The organism is Aeromonas sp. R7-1 (genome assembly GCF_040908115.1).
Taxonomy (GTDB): Bacteria; Pseudomonadota; Gammaproteobacteria; order Enterobacterales; family Aeromonadaceae; genus Aeromonas; species Aeromonas caviae.
The window spans coordinates 1-15,621 of sequence record NZ_JBFODD010000058.1; the positions used below are offsets into that span (position 1 = coordinate 1).

16 protein-coding genes and 2 tRNA genes are annotated in these 15,621 nt (G+C 64.7%); 7 read left to right on the forward strand and 11 right to left on the reverse strand.

Annotated elements, in window-relative coordinates; translation table 11 throughout:
* Window positions 1–4: 4 nt before the first annotated feature.
* From AB5Y51_RS17135 to AB5Y51_RS17145, 3 genes are all read right to left on the reverse strand, one after another.
* Window positions 5–89: transfer RNA gene (locus AB5Y51_RS17135), tRNA-Tyr, on the reverse strand.
* A 43-nt stretch (window positions 90–132) separates the two neighbouring features.
* Window positions 133–217 (reverse strand) — tRNA-Tyr (locus AB5Y51_RS17140).
* A 223-nt stretch (window positions 218–440) separates the two neighbouring features.
* On the reverse strand, window positions 441–1,529 hold the full coding sequence (locus tag AB5Y51_RS17145) for a ketoacyl-ACP synthase III (protein WP_042864321.1): 1,089 nt from the start codon (window positions 1,527–1,529) through the stop codon (window positions 441–443).
* Window positions 1,530–1,729: 200 nt separating this feature from the next.
* Here AB5Y51_RS17145 and AB5Y51_RS17150 point away from each other — a divergent pair, with 200 nt between their 5' ends.
* The 6 genes from AB5Y51_RS17150 to AB5Y51_RS17175 all read left to right on the forward strand — a co-directional run bounded on the left by AB5Y51_RS17150 (window position 1,730) and on the right by AB5Y51_RS17175 (window position 6,990).
* Window positions 1,730–2,683 carry a LysR family transcriptional regulator gene (locus AB5Y51_RS17150; RefSeq protein ID WP_042017736.1) on the forward strand — a complete coding sequence of 318 codons (954 nt, stop codon included), beginning with the start codon at window positions 1,730–1,732 and terminating at the stop codon, window positions 2,681–2,683.
* 128 nt (window positions 2,684–2,811) lie between these two features.
* Window positions 2,812–3,423: a LysE family translocator gene (locus AB5Y51_RS17155; RefSeq protein WP_039041052.1), complete on the forward strand. Its 612-nt coding sequence runs from the start codon at window positions 2,812–2,814 to the stop codon at window positions 3,421–3,423.
* A gap of 178 nt (window positions 3,424–3,601) precedes the next feature.
* Window positions 3,602–5,464 carry a U32 family peptidase gene (locus AB5Y51_RS17160; RefSeq protein ID WP_368178785.1) on the forward strand — a complete coding sequence of 621 codons (1,863 nt, stop codon included), beginning with the start codon at window positions 3,602–3,604 and terminating at the stop codon, window positions 5,462–5,464.
* Between the two features lie 117 nt (window positions 5,465–5,581).
* Window positions 5,582–5,911, forward strand: a complete 330-nt coding sequence (locus AB5Y51_RS17165) for a DHCW motif cupin fold protein (protein WP_041214635.1) — start codon at window positions 5,582–5,584, stop codon at window positions 5,909–5,911.
* A 44-nt stretch (window positions 5,912–5,955) separates the two neighbouring features.
* Window positions 5,956–6,213 (forward strand): DUF1272 domain-containing protein, encoded by a 258-nt coding sequence (locus AB5Y51_RS17170; RefSeq protein WP_010673281.1) that lies wholly within the window; start codon window positions 5,956–5,958, stop codon window positions 6,211–6,213.
* Between the two features lie 111 nt (window positions 6,214–6,324).
* The gene (locus AB5Y51_RS17175) at window positions 6,325–6,990 is read left to right on the forward strand and encodes a class I SAM-dependent methyltransferase (protein WP_368178786.1); all 666 of its coding nucleotides are present in this window, start codon (window positions 6,325–6,327) and stop codon (window positions 6,988–6,990) included.
* A 22-nt stretch (window positions 6,991–7,012) separates the two neighbouring features.
* On the opposite strand, the gene AB5Y51_RS17180 is transcribed toward AB5Y51_RS17175, so the two are convergent.
* The 6 genes from AB5Y51_RS17180 to AB5Y51_RS17205 all read right to left on the reverse strand — a co-directional run bounded on the left by AB5Y51_RS17180 (window position 7,013) and on the right by AB5Y51_RS17205 (window position 12,608).
* A complete protein-coding gene (locus AB5Y51_RS17180) occupies window positions 7,013–7,489 on the reverse strand; it encodes a methylated-DNA--[protein]-cysteine S-methyltransferase (protein ID WP_109112810.1) in 477 nt (158 codons plus the stop codon).
* Window positions 7,486–8,994, reverse strand: coding sequence for a DNA-3-methyladenine glycosylase 2 (locus AB5Y51_RS17185; protein ID WP_210600435.1), 1,509 nt, complete (start codon window positions 8,992–8,994; stop codon window positions 7,486–7,488). The genes AB5Y51_RS17180 and AB5Y51_RS17185 overlap by 4 nt, the downstream gene beginning before the upstream one ends.
* 139 nt (window positions 8,995–9,133) lie before the next feature.
* Window positions 9,134–10,612, reverse strand: a complete 1,479-nt coding sequence (locus AB5Y51_RS17190; RefSeq protein ID WP_368178788.1) for a carboxypeptidase M32 — start codon at window positions 10,610–10,612, stop codon at window positions 9,134–9,136.
* A gap of 106 nt (window positions 10,613–10,718) precedes the next feature.
* A complete protein-coding gene (gene smrA / locus AB5Y51_RS17195; RefSeq protein WP_010673286.1) occupies window positions 10,719–11,300 on the reverse strand; it encodes a DNA endonuclease SmrA in 582 nt (193 codons plus the stop codon).
* Between the two features lie 115 nt (window positions 11,301–11,415).
* On the reverse strand, window positions 11,416–11,565 hold the full coding sequence (locus tag AB5Y51_RS17200) for a DUF3149 domain-containing protein (protein WP_010673287.1): 150 nt from the start codon (window positions 11,563–11,565) through the stop codon (window positions 11,416–11,418).
* A gap of 155 nt (window positions 11,566–11,720) precedes the next feature.
* Window positions 11,721–12,608 carry a TraB/GumN family protein gene (locus AB5Y51_RS17205; protein WP_202044219.1) on the reverse strand — a complete coding sequence of 296 codons (888 nt, stop codon included), beginning with the start codon at window positions 12,606–12,608 and terminating at the stop codon, window positions 11,721–11,723.
* A gap of 70 nt (window positions 12,609–12,678) precedes the next feature.
* On the opposite strand from AB5Y51_RS17205, the gene AB5Y51_RS17210 reads away from it, so the two are divergent.
* The gene (locus AB5Y51_RS17210; RefSeq protein WP_041214640.1) at window positions 12,679–13,011 is read left to right on the forward strand and encodes a DUF1904 family protein; all 333 of its coding nucleotides are present in this window, start codon (window positions 12,679–12,681) and stop codon (window positions 13,009–13,011) included.
* A gap of 60 nt (window positions 13,012–13,071) precedes the next feature.
* Here the strand turns inward: AB5Y51_RS17210 and AB5Y51_RS17215 are convergent, their stop codons facing one another.
* Both AB5Y51_RS17215 and AB5Y51_RS17220 read right to left on the reverse strand, forming a co-directional pair.
* Window positions 13,072–13,902 (reverse strand): SDR family oxidoreductase, encoded by an 831-nt coding sequence (locus AB5Y51_RS17215; RefSeq protein WP_368178790.1) that lies wholly within the window; start codon window positions 13,900–13,902, stop codon window positions 13,072–13,074.
* A 114-nt stretch (window positions 13,903–14,016) separates the two neighbouring features.
* Entirely contained in the window at window positions 14,017–15,417 is a 1,401-nt protein-coding gene (locus AB5Y51_RS17220) for an OprD family outer membrane porin (RefSeq protein ID WP_010673291.1), read from the reverse strand.
* Window positions 15,418–15,621: the final 204 nt, after the last annotated feature.

Sequence of the window (15,621 nt, forward strand, 5' to 3'; positions counted from 1 at the left end):
AAGATGGTGGAGGGAGAAGGATTCGAACCTTCGAAGGCAGAGCCGTCAGATTTACAGTCTGATCCCTTTGGCCGCTCGGGAACCCCTCCACGGGGTATTTTCCTGATTTTTCACTTACTTGACGCACTTGAATGGTGGAGGGAGAAGGATTCGAACCTTCGAAGGCAGAGCCGTCAGATTTACAGTCTGATCCCTTTGGCCGCTCGGGAACCCCTCCCCAAGTGCGAGGCCGCATACTACCAGATCCGGCAAGGTTGTGAACCCCTTGGCCGCATTCTGACGACAAAAAAGTGTCAAGTGGTCATTTTTTGATATGTTTCGCTCAAAATTCACACTTTTCAATGACTTTTATGTCGCTGCCGAAACGGCGAGGGGGCGTGGTGGGGCTGGCAGCCAGGAGCCACGGGGCTCCTGGCGGATCATGGGGAGCGGGCGCTCGCTCAGGCGTCGGCGGGGCGGGCCTGCTGGCAACCCTGCACCGCATGGGCGATGAGTTCGAGGGCGCTCTGCTCGCAGGGGGGCAGCACCTCGTCGCAACTCGCGATCGGGGTGACGCGATCCCCCCACTTGATGAGGGCGGCGCCCCAGGTCAGCCCGGCCCCGAAGGCGGCGGTCAGCAGGTAGCTGTTCGGCTTGACCCGACCCTGCTCCAGCGCCTCGCACAGGGCGATGGGCACAGTGGCGGCGGAGGTGTTGCCGTACTGCTCTATGTTGACCATCACCTTCTCCATGGGGGCGTTCATCCGCTTGGCCAGGGTCTCGATGATGCGCACGTTCGCCTGGTGCGGCACGATGAGGTCGACCTGCTCGGGGGCGATGCCCGCCTGGGCCAGTACGGTGCCGGTGGCTTCGCCCATGCCGCGCACGGCGCGCTTGAAGATCTCCTGCCCCTCGAAGTTGAAGGTGAAGAGGCCGTCAATGTCGTCGAAACGCACCCGATCCGTACCGAAGTTCGGCACGTGCAGTATCTCCCGCGCTTCGCTGTCACAACCGAGCTTGCTGGCAATCAGGCCGCTCTCCTGCTTGCTCGCCTCGATGATGACGGCGCCGGCGCCATCCCCGAACAGCACGGCGGTGTCGCGCTTGGCCCAGTCCAGCAACTGGGTCAATCGCTCGGCACCGATCACCAGCACCCTTTGCATCATGCCGGTCTGCACCAGGGAGGTGGCGACCGAGAGGGCATAGACGAAGCCGGTGCAGGCGGCGTTGAGGTCGAACACCGCTGCCTTGTGGGCGCCGAGGGCCTGCTGCACGGCGGAGGCACCATTGGGGACCAGCGTGCCCGGTGTGGCGGTCGCGAGGATGATGCCATCGAGGGCGGCGGCGTCCAGACCTGCGCACGCCAGGGCGCGACGGGCGGCCAGGGTGGCGAGCGCCTGGGTGCTGACATGGGAGACCCGGCGGGCCTTGATGCCGGTGCGCGGGTAGATCCACTCGTCCGAGGTATCCATGATGGTGCCGAGGTCATCGTTGGTCAGCGAGGCGGGGGGCAGGCATTTTCCCCACCCGGTGATAGTGGCGTATGTCATCTTGTCGTCGCTTGTCGTGATGGCCGCCCTGGGGCGGAAAGTGGCGAAATTATGCCGCACGGGGCGTTCACTGTCATCCTGCGGTCCCCCCAGTGTAAGGGGAGTGGCGGGAGCAAGACCGTGATTTTGCTTAAATTTCCGCTTCTCCTTGCCGTAAGATGAAGGCCCGATCCCGGCGACCCCTTCCCGAGGTGACTCCTGTGCACAAAGCGAATCTCAATCTCTTGCCCACCCTCAAGGTGCTGCTGGAGACCCGCAATATCAGCCGGGCGGCGGAGCTGCTGAACCTGAGCCAGCCCTCCATCAGCAAGCAGCTCGGCCAGCTTCGCAGCGAGTTTGGCGACGAGCTGCTGGTGCGGGAAGGGCAGCGCTGGCTGCTGACCCCGCGGGCCGAGGCCCTGGCGGCCCAGCTTGCCGATTCCCTCGGTGCCCTGGAGCGGCTCTACGAGGCGCCGGAATTTGCCCCCGAGCGCTGCGAGCGGGTGTTTCGGCTCGCCTCCTCCGACTACGTGGCCCAGCACATCCTGCCGGACATCTGTGCGGCCCTGGCGAGGGCCGCCCCCCGGGCGGCACTGGAGTACAGCCTGTGGGACAAGCGCCAGTTGCCCCAGCTCTGGCAATCGGAGCTGGACATGGTCTCCACCATCACGGAGCTGGTGCCGGACCAGATCCGCGGCCTGCATCAGGGGGAGGACAGGCTGGTGGTGCTGATGGGGCGCCATCACCCGCTCTCTGGCATGGCGCTCAGCCTGGAGGATTACCTTGCATGGCCCCACCTGCAGGTGAGCGGGGGCGGGGACAAGGACAGCCCGGTGGAGCAGGTGCTGGCCCCCCGCGGGCTCTCCCGGCGCTGGTTTGCCCGGGTGCCTTTCTTCCAGGCCGCGGTGGAGGTGCTGCTGCGCACAGACTGTCTGATGACCACCCCGGCCCATATCGCCTGGCAGCTCTCCCGGGAACATGCCCTGAGTTTTTGCGATCTCCCCTTCGCCACCCGGGTCCAGCAGTATCATCTGCTGTGGCACCAGCGCCACCACCTGGATCCGGCTCACCGCTGGTTCCGCGAGCTGGCCTATCCCTTCCTGCGGGATCACCTGCAATTCACCCTGGGGGAGAGTCGCAAGCAGTTGGCCCGAGGGCCGCAGGTGAGCCGCTGATGGCAGCGGGTTGTGCCACTCTATAACCACTGGCTATGGGCTCTATTCATAACTTTCACTTCTGGCATAGCGAGCCACCCCCTACCCTGCTCCCGGGTGACAACAATCGACACGAAGGAAGAGAAGGTATGGAGCTGACGAGTTGGCTGGCGCTGGCCGCCATTTGCGTGATGGGGGCCATCAGCCCGGGGCCGAGCCTGGCACTGATCATCCGCAATACGGTGCAGGGAGGGCAGGGCCACGGGGTCGCCACGGCGCTGGGACACGGCCTGGGAGTCGGTATCTATGCGCTGATCACGGCCCTCGGCCTCGCCATCCTGATCACCCAGACCCCACTGCTGTTCGATCTCATCCGCTACGGCGGCGCGGCGTTCCTCGCCTGGCTCGGGATCAAGGCGTTGCTGGCCAGGCCCGCAGGGGGTGAGGCGGGCAAGGAGGAGGGGCACCCGCCACGGGGACGTCAAGGGGCGTTCGAGGGCTTTATGGTGGCCTTCTTGAACCCCCAGCTCGCCATCTTCTTTATCGCCCTGTTCAGCCAGTTCGTGCATGCCGACACCGGCTGGCGTGAGGGGGGCATCATGATGCTGACCGCAGGCGGCATCGATGCGCTCTGGTATGTGCTGGTGGCCCTGGTGCTCTCTCGCGGGCCCGTACTCGCCTGGCTCAAGGCCAAATCCACCGTGATCGACAAGGTGAGCGGCCTGGTGCTGCTGGGGCTGGCCCTCAAGGTCGTTATCTAGCTCCGCGTCGGGTGCCTGCGTAGTCGGCACACTCTCAGGGCCGGGGGATGAGGGGGCCGCCAGATGTCTTTGTACCGGGTCAATCCTGCATTCTGCGGTGATCTTAAGCGGGATCAAGGCGGGGGGCGGGGAGTCTGGCTAGAGTGGCGGCCATTTGCAGCCCTTCGAACCGGACGTTATGCGCGATCAGAACCATCACAACCGCCTGGAGTTGCTGGCCCCGGCCAAGAACCTCGCCTATGGCATCGAGGCCATCAACCACGGCGCCGATGCCGTCTACATGGGGGGTCCCGCCTTCGGTGCCCGCAGCGCAGCGGGCAACAGCCTTGAGGATATCGAGGCTCTTGCCCGCCATGCCCACCGCTTCGGCGCCCAGGTCTTCGTCGCCTTCAATACCCTGCTGCACGACCACGAGCTGGAGCAGGCCCGGCGCCTGACCCACCAGATCTACCAGGCGGGCGCCGATGCGCTGATCGTGCAGGACATGGGGCTGCTAGCGCTTGATTTGCCCCCCATCGCGCTGCACGCCAGCACCCAGACCGACAACCGCACCCCGGAAAAGGTGACGTTTCTGCAGGACGTGGGCTTCTCCCAGGTGGTGCTGGCCCGCGAGCTCTCCCTTGCGCAGATCCGCGAGATAAGCGCCGCCACGAGCGTGCAGCTGGAGTTCTTCATCCACGGCGCCTTGTGCGTCTCCTACAGCGGCCAGTGCAACATCAGCCACGCCCGCACCGGCCGCAGCGCGAACCGCGGCGAGTGCGCCCAGCTCTGTCGGCTGCCCTGTTCCCTGCAAACGCCAGGGGGGGAGGTGCTGGTGGAAAACAGCCACCTGCTCTCCTTGAAAGACATGGATCAGACCGACAACCTGGAGGCGCTGATCGCCGCAGGGATCCGCTCCTTCAAGATTGAAGGGCGCCTCAAGGGGCTCGACTACGTCAAGAACGTCACCGCCTGGTATCGCCAGAAGCTGGACACCATCTTGGCGAGCCGCCCCGATCTGGTGGCCGCTTCCGCCGGTCGTTGCAGCTACACCTTTACGCCGGATCCCAAGAAGAGTTTCAACCGGGGCAGCACCGACTACTTCCTCCATGGCCGACAGCCAGGCATCGACTCGCCGCGCAGCCCGAAATACGTCGGGGAGCCGCTCGGGCGCGTCACCAGCGTGACCCGCGATGGCATCGAGATCGACGGCCAGGCCGTTGCCCTCAACAACGGCGATGGCCTCGGCTTCTTCAAGCCGGGGGGCGAGCTGGTGGGGATGCGCCTCAATAAAGTGGAAGAGAAGGCACAGAGCAAGCGGTTACTCCTGTCGGAACCCATGCCCGGTCTCAAGGTGGGCACCGAGATCTTTCGCAACCACGATCAGGCCTTCAGCAAGCAGCTCGAAAAAGGGAGCGCGGATCGCCGCATCCGGGTCGATATGCGGCTATCGGAGTGCGACGAGGGACTGCGGCTCGAACTTGTGGACGAGCAGGGCATTGGTGCCGCCGTCACGCTCCCCTGCGACCAGCAGCCGGCCGACAACCCGGAACGGGCGCTGCAACAGGCCAGGGAGCAGCTCGGCAAACTCGGCAACACCCTGTTTGTGGCGCGCCAGATTGAGTTGGCATTCACTCGCCCGCTATTTATTGCGGCTTCACAGCTTAACGGCTTGCGCCGGGAGGGGATCGCCGCCCTGGAAGCGGCCCGTCTGGCTGCCTACCGGCGACCCGAGCGGCGCATTCCCCTGCGAGGCGCCGTTTATCCCCAGCATCGGCTCTCCTACCTCGGCAACGTGCTGAACAGCGCGGCGGAGCAGTTCTTTCGCGAACACGGGGTGGGGAGCATCGCCCCCGCGTATGAGGCGAACAAGGAGGAGCGGGAAGTGGTGCTGATGACAACGAAGCACTGCATCCGCTACAGCCAGCAGCTCTGTCCCAAGGAGGTGCCCGGTCTCAAGGCCGAGCCCCTGGAGCTCAAGATGGGCAAGGAGAGTTTCCGCCTGCGTTTTGACTGCCATCGCTGCGAGATGCAGGTGATGGGCAGCCTGAAGAGAGGATGATTGCCCGAGTGGGCATGGGGCTGGAGCGGATTTGATGGCAGTATGGGGCGCGGCCTTGTCACGGATATCCCGTGGTGAGGCGCCTTCCCCCAGCCTTCTTCTGACAAAGGATCCGTCATGAACATCCATGCACTGCCGTTTTGCACCACGAACTGGGCCGAGGTCCCGCCGACCGAACACAAGGGAGAGCGCGGCGTCGCACGCTGGCATACCCGGCAGTTCGGGGAGCTGCGGGTGCGAATGGTGGAGTACTCCCCCGGGTATCTGGCGGATCACTGGTGCAGCAAGGGCCATGTGCTGCTCTGCCTCGAAGGGGAGCTGCACACCGAGTTGCAGGATGGCCGCGTCTTCACCCTGACGCCGGGCATGAGCTACCAGGTGGCGGACAACGCCGAACCCCATCGCTCCTACACCGAACTGGGCGCTCGCCTCTTTATCGTCGACTGAGCCGCCCTCTTTCCCGCTTTCCCCTTGCGCTTCAGGAACTTGCCATGCTTGAACTCAGACCCAACTGCGAGTGCTGTGACCGGGATCTGCCCGCCGACACGGCGACGGCCTACATCTGCTCCTTCGAGTGCACCTTCTGCGCCGAGTGCAACGATCAGTATCTGCACCTGACCTGCCCCAACTGTGGCGGCGAGCTGGTCAGGCGCCCGCGCCGCCCGGCGGCCAAGCTGGTGAACAATCCCGCCTCCCTCCAGCGTGTCTTCAATCCGGCTCTGAAAGCGGCGCTGGGCAAGGGGGGCTAGGGCCCTCCCTTCATGGGAAGGGCTGGGCTGGCAACTGGCTCGCCCCGGTGGCTCTTGACCTTCTCCCGGCGGCAGCCCCTATCAAGGGGGCTCACACCAAAGGAGCAAAAGATGACGGAGCGATTCGAAGGAGAAGGGGCGAAGGCCTATGACAGCCGCATCCCCCTGCTGGTGCCAGGCTACGAGCTGCTGCACCAGCTTTGTGCCTCCCGGCTGATGGCCGCGCTGGGCCAGGAGGCCCGGGTGCTGCTGGTGGGGGTGGGCACGGGCAGCGAGTTGCTGCTGCTTGGCCGTCTCTGCCCCCGCTGGACCTTTGTGGCCCAAGATATCTCGGCGGACATGCTGGCCCAGGCCAGGGTGCGGGCCGAGCAGGCGGGCATGGGGGAGAGGGTGTGCTGGCACCTGGGCGCATTGCCTGTGGTGAATAAGCCTTGCGATGGTGCACTCTGTCTGCTGGTGCTGCATTTTCTGGCGCAAGATGCCAAAGCCGCGCTATTGGGTGATATTTATAGCCAGCTCAATCCTGGCGCTCCCCTGCTGCTGGCGGATCTGATGGCACCAACGGACCCGCTCGAGCGCAAGGCCATGGGGTTGCAAGCCGCCCTCGCCGGTTTGCCGCTTCCTGCCTGCGAGCAGATGGTGCGCCGCCTCGGAGAGGACTTCACCTCCCTGGACGAGGGACAGACCCGGCGCCTCTTGCAAGGGGCCGGTTTCGCGGCGGCGCACCGCTTCTTTCAGGCGCTGGGGTTTCACGGCTGGCTGGCGCAGCGGCAGTGAGCCCTGGCCGGGTGGCGCCGGATCAACGAGAGGCCCTCTCCAGCGTCAGCAGTGCCTGCTTGATGGGCAGGCCTCCCGCATAGCCGGTGAGGCTGCCATTCTGGCCGATCACCCGGTGGCAGGGGATGATGATGGAGAGCGGATTGCGACCGTTCGCGGCACCCACCGCCCGCACCGCGTTTGGCTTGCCGATGGTGCGGGCGATGTCGCCGTAGCTGCGGGTCTCCCCGTAGGGGATGTCGCACAGCGCCTGCCACACCGCTTGCTGAAACGCCGTGCCCCTGGGGGCGAGCGGCAGGGTGAAGCGCTGCAACCGGCCCGCGAAGTAGTCCCGAAACTCGGCGAGGAAGGGGGCGAGCGCCTCGCCGTCCTGCTGCCAGTCCTGCATGTCGGGCAGCGGCCGCAGTCCGGCCAGGAAATCCACATGGACCAGGCCGCGCTCGTCGATGGCGACCAGCAGTTCGCCCTGGTCGGTGGGCATCATGTCATAGCGGATCATGGGCTCTTCTCCTCGTCTTGAGTCTGTGTTGGCCGGGTGAGCAGCTCTGGTTGTTCACTCATGGCGTGCCACAGCCAGCTCGCGGCATAGGCGCGCCACGGTTGCCAGGGGGCGCTGCGCGCTGTCACCTCTTTCACCGGCAGCTTGTCACCGCCCCCCAGCGCCTTTTGCAGCACGAGATCCGAGGCGGGGAAGGCGTCCGTGTCGAGCCCGCAGCGCAGCCGCCAGTAAGCGACCGTCCAGGGACCTATGCCCGGCAGCGCGAGCAGTTGCTCGTCGCTTGCCGTGGCGAGGGTGAGTGCGCCGCTTGCGAGCGCCGAGGCCAGCCCTTGCAGGGTGCGGATGCGGCTGCCCGGCATGCCGATGCCGTCGAGATCCAGCTCGCACAGCTGGGTCGGGGTGGGCAGCTGCGCGGTGCCGAACTGCGCCAGGGTGCGCGCCACCAGGCGCCCCATGATGGTGATGGCACCCTTGACCGACACCTGCTGGCCGACGATGGCGCGCAGCATCACCTCGTATTCATCCCACCCCCCCGGCAGCCGCACTCCGGGCCATCGTCCCTGGATGCCGGCGAGCAGCGGATCCTGCCCCAGGTGTTCGCCGATGCGGCTCATGTCGGCGTCGAGATCCCACATGCGGCGCACGCGGTACAGGATGTCCGGCAGCGCACCCGGCGGCAGATCCCGCACCGTGAGTCTGAGCCTCTCCCCCTCGACGGGCTCGATGCGGATGAGCCCCTCCTGCTCGCCGACCCGGTGACGGCGTTCGTAACCGTGCTCATCCACCCGCTCCAGCCCCGGAATGGCGCGCAACCGGTAGAACGCGAGCATGGCCTGGACGTCGAACGGCGGGCGATACAGCAGGTGCAGTTGCAGGCTCGATTGCGGCGCCGCCTCGCCAGTCCCCCCTTCCTGCTTGCGCAGGGCGCCCGGTGTCATCCCATACGCCTGCAGCCAGGCGTCGTTGAAGCGACGAATGCTCGCAAAGCCTGCGGCAAACGCCACGTCCGTGATGGGCAGGCGCGTTTCCGTCAGCAGCCGTTTCGCAAGCAGCAGGCGGCGCGTCTGCTCCACCTGTTTCGGCGAGGCACCGAGGTGTTGCTCGAACTGGCGCCTCAGGGTGCGCTCCGTGATCCCGGCCTGCGTTGCAAGGGAACCCAGGCTGTGCTCCGCCAGCTCGCCGCGCTCGATGCGCGCCAGCACCTGGGCGACGAGCGGTGGCAGATCGCCGCTCTGGGCCGGTGCGAGCTCGGGGCGACAGCGCAGGCAGGGGCGTAGCCCGTGCTGCTCCGCCGCCGCCGCGAAACGAAAATAGCGCACATTGTGCTCATGCGGTGCCCGCGCCGGACACACGGGGCGGCAATAGATGCCGGTGGAGAGCACCCCGGTGAAGAAGCGACCATCGAAGCGCGCGTCTCGCGCGAGGCGTGCGGCGTGGCACTGCTCCCGGGTGAGACCCGGGATGATCTCGTCCCGTTGGGATGAATGCGGGGGCTCTGTGGTCATGGCATGGCTCGGGTTGCTGTGGGCATGTCCCAGAGACTAAGCGGGGGCGAGAGGGGTGACTAGCCAAAAACGGACAGGAATAGCAAAAATAGTTGGGCAGGGGAAAAACGGGCGCGAGATGAGTCGCGCCCGGGAGCGGTTATTTCAGATAGCGCTGTTCGAGGTGTTTGCGCAGCCACTGGGGATTGAGCGCCTCACCGGTCGCGCGGCGAATGAGCTCGTCCGTGCCGTGCAGGCTGCCCTGGGACCAGATATGGCGACCGAGCCAGCCAAAGATCTCCGGCAGGCGGCCGGATTCTACGAGCGTGCCCATGTCGCCGAGCTCACGCTCGAGTGCAAAGCGCAGCTGCGCCGCGTACATGGCGCCGAGCGTGTAGCTCGGGAAGTAGCCAAACGAGCCGTCCGTCCAGTGGATGTCCTGCATGCAGCCGTTCTGGTAATTGCCCTTCGTGGACAAGCCGAGCCACTGCTGCATCTTCGCGTCCCACAGCTCGGGGATGTCCGCGACCTCGATGCGCCCTTCCATCAAGTCCCGCTCCAGCTCGTAGCGCAGGATGACGTGGGCCGGGTAGGTGACTTCGTCCGCATCGACGCGGATAAAGCCGGGCTCGACCCTGTTGTACAGCTTCTCGAGGTTCGCCGGTGCGAGCGCATCCTCTGCCCCGAAGTGTGCGCGGATGCGCGGTGCAATCTGTGCAAGGAACGCGGGGTGATGGCCGAGTTGCATCTCGCAGAACAGGCTCTGGCTCTCGTGAATGCCCATGGAGCGCGCCTCGGCCACCGGCTGGCCGAGCAGTGCGCGCGGCAGGCCCTGCTCGTAACGCGCGTGGCCCGTCTCGTGGATGATGCCCATCAGGCTGGAGACGAACTCCTGCTCGTTGTAGCGCGTGGTGATGCGCACGTCCGTCGGCACGCCGCCGCAGAACGGGTGGCTGCTCACGTCGAGCCGGCCGTGGGCGAAATCAAAGCCGAGCAGTCCCATCACCTCCTGACCGAGCGCCTGCTGCGTTGGGATCGGGAAGGGGCCTTGCGGGGTGAGGATGGTCTCGATTTTCTGCCGCTCGCTCACGGTCTGGATGAGGCCGGGCAGCCAGCTCGTCAGATCGCCGAAGATCTGATCCAGCCTCGCGCTCGTCATGCCGGGCTCGTACAGCGCCAGCATGGCGTCATAGGGGCGCACCCCGAGCGCGTCGGCGCGCAGGCGAGCCGCCTCCCGCGACAGCCGCACCACCTCATCGAGGTTCGGGGCAAAACCTGCCCAGTCGTTCTCCTTGCGCTGGCGACGCCAGGCGTGCTCGCATTTGCTGCCGGCCAGGGAAAGCGCTTCCACCAGCGCCCCCGGCAGCAGGCTTGCATCCTGCCACTGGCGCTTGATCTCCCGCAGGTTCGCACGCTGGTGCTCGTCCAGCGGCTCGCTCTCTGCCTTGGCAATCCACTCCCCAAGCTCGGGGGCGGTGCGCTTGCCGTGGATCAGCACGCCGAGCTCCGCCATCGCTTCGGCGCGGGCCTCGTTGCCCCCCTCCGGCATCATGGCGGCCTGATCCCAGCCGCAGATGGCGGAGAGGTGGGAGAGGCGGTGCAGTTGTTGCTGATGTTGTTCGAGTTTCTGGTATGACATGGGATTGTCCTTGTTATCGTCCCTGATGATATGCACCCCGTACCTGGCATGATCGGGGCCGCCCGATGCTAGCACTGCCATCCACCCTGGTGCCACCCTCAGGCAGTCAGCCGAGGCGCTTCTGGTGCCGTTCGCGGTTTTCCGCCTTCTTGCGCTCGCTCTTGCGCAGCAATACGTAGAGCGCACCGCTGCCGCCGTGGCGGCGCTCGGCGCTGTGCATGGCCATCACCGAAGGCAACTGTGGCAGCCAGGCGCTGACATGGCTCTTGAGCAGGGCACGCGGGGTGCTGCGCTCCCCCTTGCCGTGCAGGATCAGCAGGCAGCGGATATCCCGCACTTCGCATTCGGCAATGAACTGTACCAAGGCGATACGGGCCTCGTTGAGCGTCTTGTGGTGCAGGTCGAGGGAGCCTTGCAGCTCGTATTTGCCAAGGCGCAGCTTCTTGTAGACCCCCTCCTGCACGCCGTCACGCTTGAAGCCGACGATGGCATGGGGGTCCAGCATCTCGACTGCTTCCGTGCCAAGGTGATCCAGGGTGAGTTGTTCGGCGGTGGCGGCTTCCCGGCGCGCGAGTTGCGCCTCGGTGGGCTGGCTGTTGCCCGCAACAGGGGCGATATGGTCGCTGCGAAGGGGCCGCACGTCGGCCACTTCCTGCAGGAACAGTGAGAGTTCGTCGTTATGAGACACGGCAGGCTCCCCGCATGAAAATGAGGGAGCCAGTATAGCGGGCCTTGGTGGGCCTTAGAATGGCAACGCTCGCGGGCCCCGGCCCTGCCGGGGAGGGCGGTCTGAGCGAGCCTGGTTATTGCCCCTCTTTGGGCGGCTCTGCGTGCATCACCTTGTAGATGAAATAGACCGCATAGGCGCTGATGAGCAGGAAGGTGCCGAAAATCACCAGCATGGACATCAGCCCCACGCTGTTGCCAAACATCAGGTTCATCCAGAATTCCATCTCGTTCACTCCTGTCACTGGGCGGTGACAGGCATGATAGATACCTCTTCAGGAGGGAGGAGATGATCTCGATCAACTCCCTCTCTGGTTATTTAATCGACAGTAAATTCTGTGAGCCGACGCGCATCCGGCGCGTCAGGTCGCCGGACTGGACGCTATTTTGCCTTCTCCAGGGTCGGTTCGGTGAGGGGCGTGATGCGCCAGCCCTGCTGCTCCAGCAGGGCGAGCAGCCCGTGCTCGCCGTAAAGATGCAGGGCCCCTACCACGATAAAGCTCTCGTTCGGCAGGCTGGGCCACTTCTTGACCCAGTTGCGGTTGCGCTCCGCCAGCAGGGTCTGTTCCAGCCAGGCTTGCAGCTTGGGCGGCGCCATCTCCTCCCTGAGCAGATTGATGAGGGTGGCCTCGTCCCCGTTCTGCCAGGCGGTCATCACGGCGTCGAACCCCTGCTGGATGTCGGGCAGCTCGTCCAGGGTGCTCTCCAGCATCAGGGTCTGGTTGTCGCCGACGCTCGCGAGATAGCCGAGTTGCTCCAGCAGGGTCTCCAGCCCGACGATGGGCTTGCCGCCGTCGTTCGCCCGCTTGGCGAAGTGTTGGTCGATACCGTATTCACCGCGATAGCCGGTGCGCTCCAGGGCCGCCTGGGTCAGGGTAATGGCCGCAAACCAGGGACGCAGCGGGGCCAGCATGCTCTCGTTCAGACCGTTCTGGCCCGCGGCGATGAGGGTGCGACGGTAGAGGTCGATGGGCAGGTGATCCTTGAGGGTCTTGCCGTCGACGAGCCGGGTGATGGCGCCCATCTCCTGCCACTGCTCCTGGCTGATGTGGGTCATGTCCACCTCCATCACCAGGGCGCGGCTCTGCTGCCAGGCGCGCTCCACCGGGTCCGGCAGGGGATAGAGAGAGGGTTTGCCCGCATGGATGGACCCCAGCAGCCAGTGCTGTTCGTTGCCCTTGTTGATGCGGTAGAAGGCCGGATCGGCCATGGCATGGAGCGGCAGCAGCAGGCAGAGCAGGAAGGAGAGCAGCGTGGGATGGAATCTCATGAGGCACCTTATGTGAGCGGGATGAGTGCTCTATGATAAGTCCTCATTTGTCACAGCCAAGAGGTTTCCCATGCCCCACCTTCGTTTTCGGGCAGTTTCTGTCGACACCCTGCAGCGGATAAGCGCCCCCCTGATGGCGGACCTCTGCGCCCTGACCGGTGGCAAGCCGGAGTTCGTCACCCTGGAGTGCGTGCCGAGCCAGTGGGTACGAGATGGCCAGCCCGAAGCCGGTTTTCCCTTCGTGGAGCTGGTCTGGTTCGAGCGACCGCAGGAGATGCAGGATGCCGCCGCCGCCCTCATCACCCGCCACCTGAAAGGGGTGCTGGGGGAGCAGACCTATGTGGTGGTGCAGGTGCTGCCCATCGTCAAGAGTCACTACTACAGCAACGGCCAGCACTATTGAGCGGGCATCGTTGCTAAGACAGGTGCATGTCAAGAGGAGGGCCGCCGAGGGCCCCTTTTATCAGGCGGATTTGATCAGCAGCTTGTCAAGCCAGCGGCTTGGCAGCAGGCGGCGCAGCACGGTAAACAATTTGGTCGGGAAGGTGACCGGGTAGCGGTGCCTGGGACGCTTGCTCGTGAGCGCATGCAGTAACGGCGGGATGCAGGCCTCGCTTGGCAGGGTGTAGCCCCGGGCACCCCCTTCACGCTCCAGCCTGGCCAGCGTCTGGGCATAGGCGTCCTGATGGCGGCTGGTGGCGGGATCTATGTGGCGCAGGAAGGCCTCCCGGGCATTGGCGCGAAACCGGGTGTCGATGGGGCCAGGTTCGATCAGGCTGATGTGCACGCCGCTGCCCGCGAGTTCCAGGCGCAGGGTGTCGGTATAGCCTTCCAGCGCGAACTTGCTGGCGTTGTAGGCGCCACGATACTTCATGGCCACCAGGCCAAGCACCGAGCTGTTCTGCACGATGCGCCCCTCGCCTGCCGCCAGCATGGGGGGCAATATCTGGCGAATGAGATGATGCCAGCCAAAGAGGTTGGTCTCGAACTGCTCGCGCAGCGCCTCGGTGGGCAGATCTTCCAGCGCACCGGGCTGGCCGTAGGCACCGTTGTTGAAGAGGCCGTAGAGGCGCCCTTCTGCCAGGGCCAGCGCCTCTGCCGCCCCTCGCTCTATGCTGGCGCTGTCCGCCAGATCCAGTTGCACCGCCAACAGACTCTGCTGCTGCAGCAGGGCCACATCCTCGGCCTTGCGGGCGGAAGCGATGACGGTGAAGCCCCGGGCGCCGAGCTTTCTTGCGGCGGCGAGGCCGATGCCGCTGGAGCAGCCGGTGACGAGCACGAAGGGATGGGGCATGAGCATGGTCCTGATTGACGGCCGGCAGGTGGCCCGAAGTTGGCATGGTAGCGTGGTGCCACCAAAAACAAAACCGGGCCAGAGGCCCGGTTTTCGGTCACGTCAGATGCCTGATTACATGATGGTGAACGGCATGATGATGTGGAACTTGACGTCATGCTCGGAGCTGAACATGTTCGGGTAGTACCAGCTGCCCTTGTCGTCCTGTTCGTTGTTGTAGTCGGTGTAGTGCAGCTTGAACAGGGTGCCCTTCAGCTTGCCATCCTGCACTGTGTACATGACGTCGAAGTTGGCTGCCCACTCTTTGCCGCCTTCCAGGGACTTGTCGCCGTTGTTGGCATCCCAGCCGTAGGCACCGGAGACACCCACGCCCCAGCCCGGTGCACCCACCAGATCATCCAGGGAACGAGTCACGCCGAAGAACAGGGCTTTCTCGTCGTTGTGGTTCCAGTCGGAGCGGGAATCCCACCAGATTTCGTTCGCGCCCTGGGAGTTGCCGTAGCCGCGGGTCAGACGGGGCAGGTAGTTGCCCAGATCCCCTTCAGCCTTGGTCCACAGGCCTTCCAGACGGAAGCCATAGGGACCGGCTGCCCAGCTGGCGGTCAGGGCTTGTTGCCAGGCCAGGCCGTCATAGTCGCTGTTCTCGGTGTCGGAACCGTAGAACTGGTAGCTGGTGTTCAGGCCACCCAGTACGTCGAACTTGTGGGCCAGCTTGAAGTGGTAGCTGTCCATGTAGCCTTCGGACTGACCGAAGCCGGCTGTGACGGCAGTGCCGTTCTCGAAGGTGTAGCGAGCGGCCAGACCGTGGATGTAGTCGATCTTGTTCGCATCGGTGAAGGGATCGCTGGCATAGGGGCTGCTCTTGGAGAAGCCGGTGGTGTTCTTGAACCAGGGAGCCTTGTACTCGTCGGCGATGGCGTAGGTCAGGTAGAGGCCGCCGAAGGTGCCTTCGATCTGGCCACCACGGTAGGTACCGGGTTGATAGGACCAGTTGACGCCGAGGATGCCGGGGACATAGAGCTGGGTGTAACCACCCTTGGCGGTGACGGCGTCACCGAACTTGAATTTCAGGGCGGCGTTGGAGAGGCTGAAGCCGTTCTCGGGAACGCCGTCACCACCTGAACCCCACTTGTCGCCCCAGAAGGAGAACTCGTTCTCTTCGTTGACGCCATTGCTCTCGTCAACGGCCAGGTCGTAGGCACCGAAGCCACCCACGTCGACGCCGACCACACCCCATGCATAGCCGGAGTTGAAGTTCAGGGCTGCCTGGGTGGTGGCATGGCTCAGGTTGGAGTGGTATTTGCCATCCTGACCCGGACCGGCCTGGACGCGATCACGCTCACGCTGGAAGTAGAACAGGCCACCGGTGAGCTTGCCTTCGTCGATGAAGGCACTGTAGGACTTGCCGTATTCCGGGCTCATCATGTCTTGAGCGGCGAACGCCATGCCGGGTGCGACCAGTGCCGCGACCACGGCAGCACTCAACGCGGCGCGCTTGAAGATCACTTTTTCCATTTGTTATTGCTCCTGATTTTATGGACTTAGCTTTTTTATCCGGCAGCCGGGTAGGCACCCGCCGCTCGGTATTGGCATTGCAATCAACACCCCGAAGGGCAAAAAAATGGTTCTCTGTCGTGCCCTTGTGCCTGATGCCTTGGCGCATCGGTCGGGGCTATCTGCATCGTTACAGTCGTTATTTTTTGGCTGTCGATCCTTGGC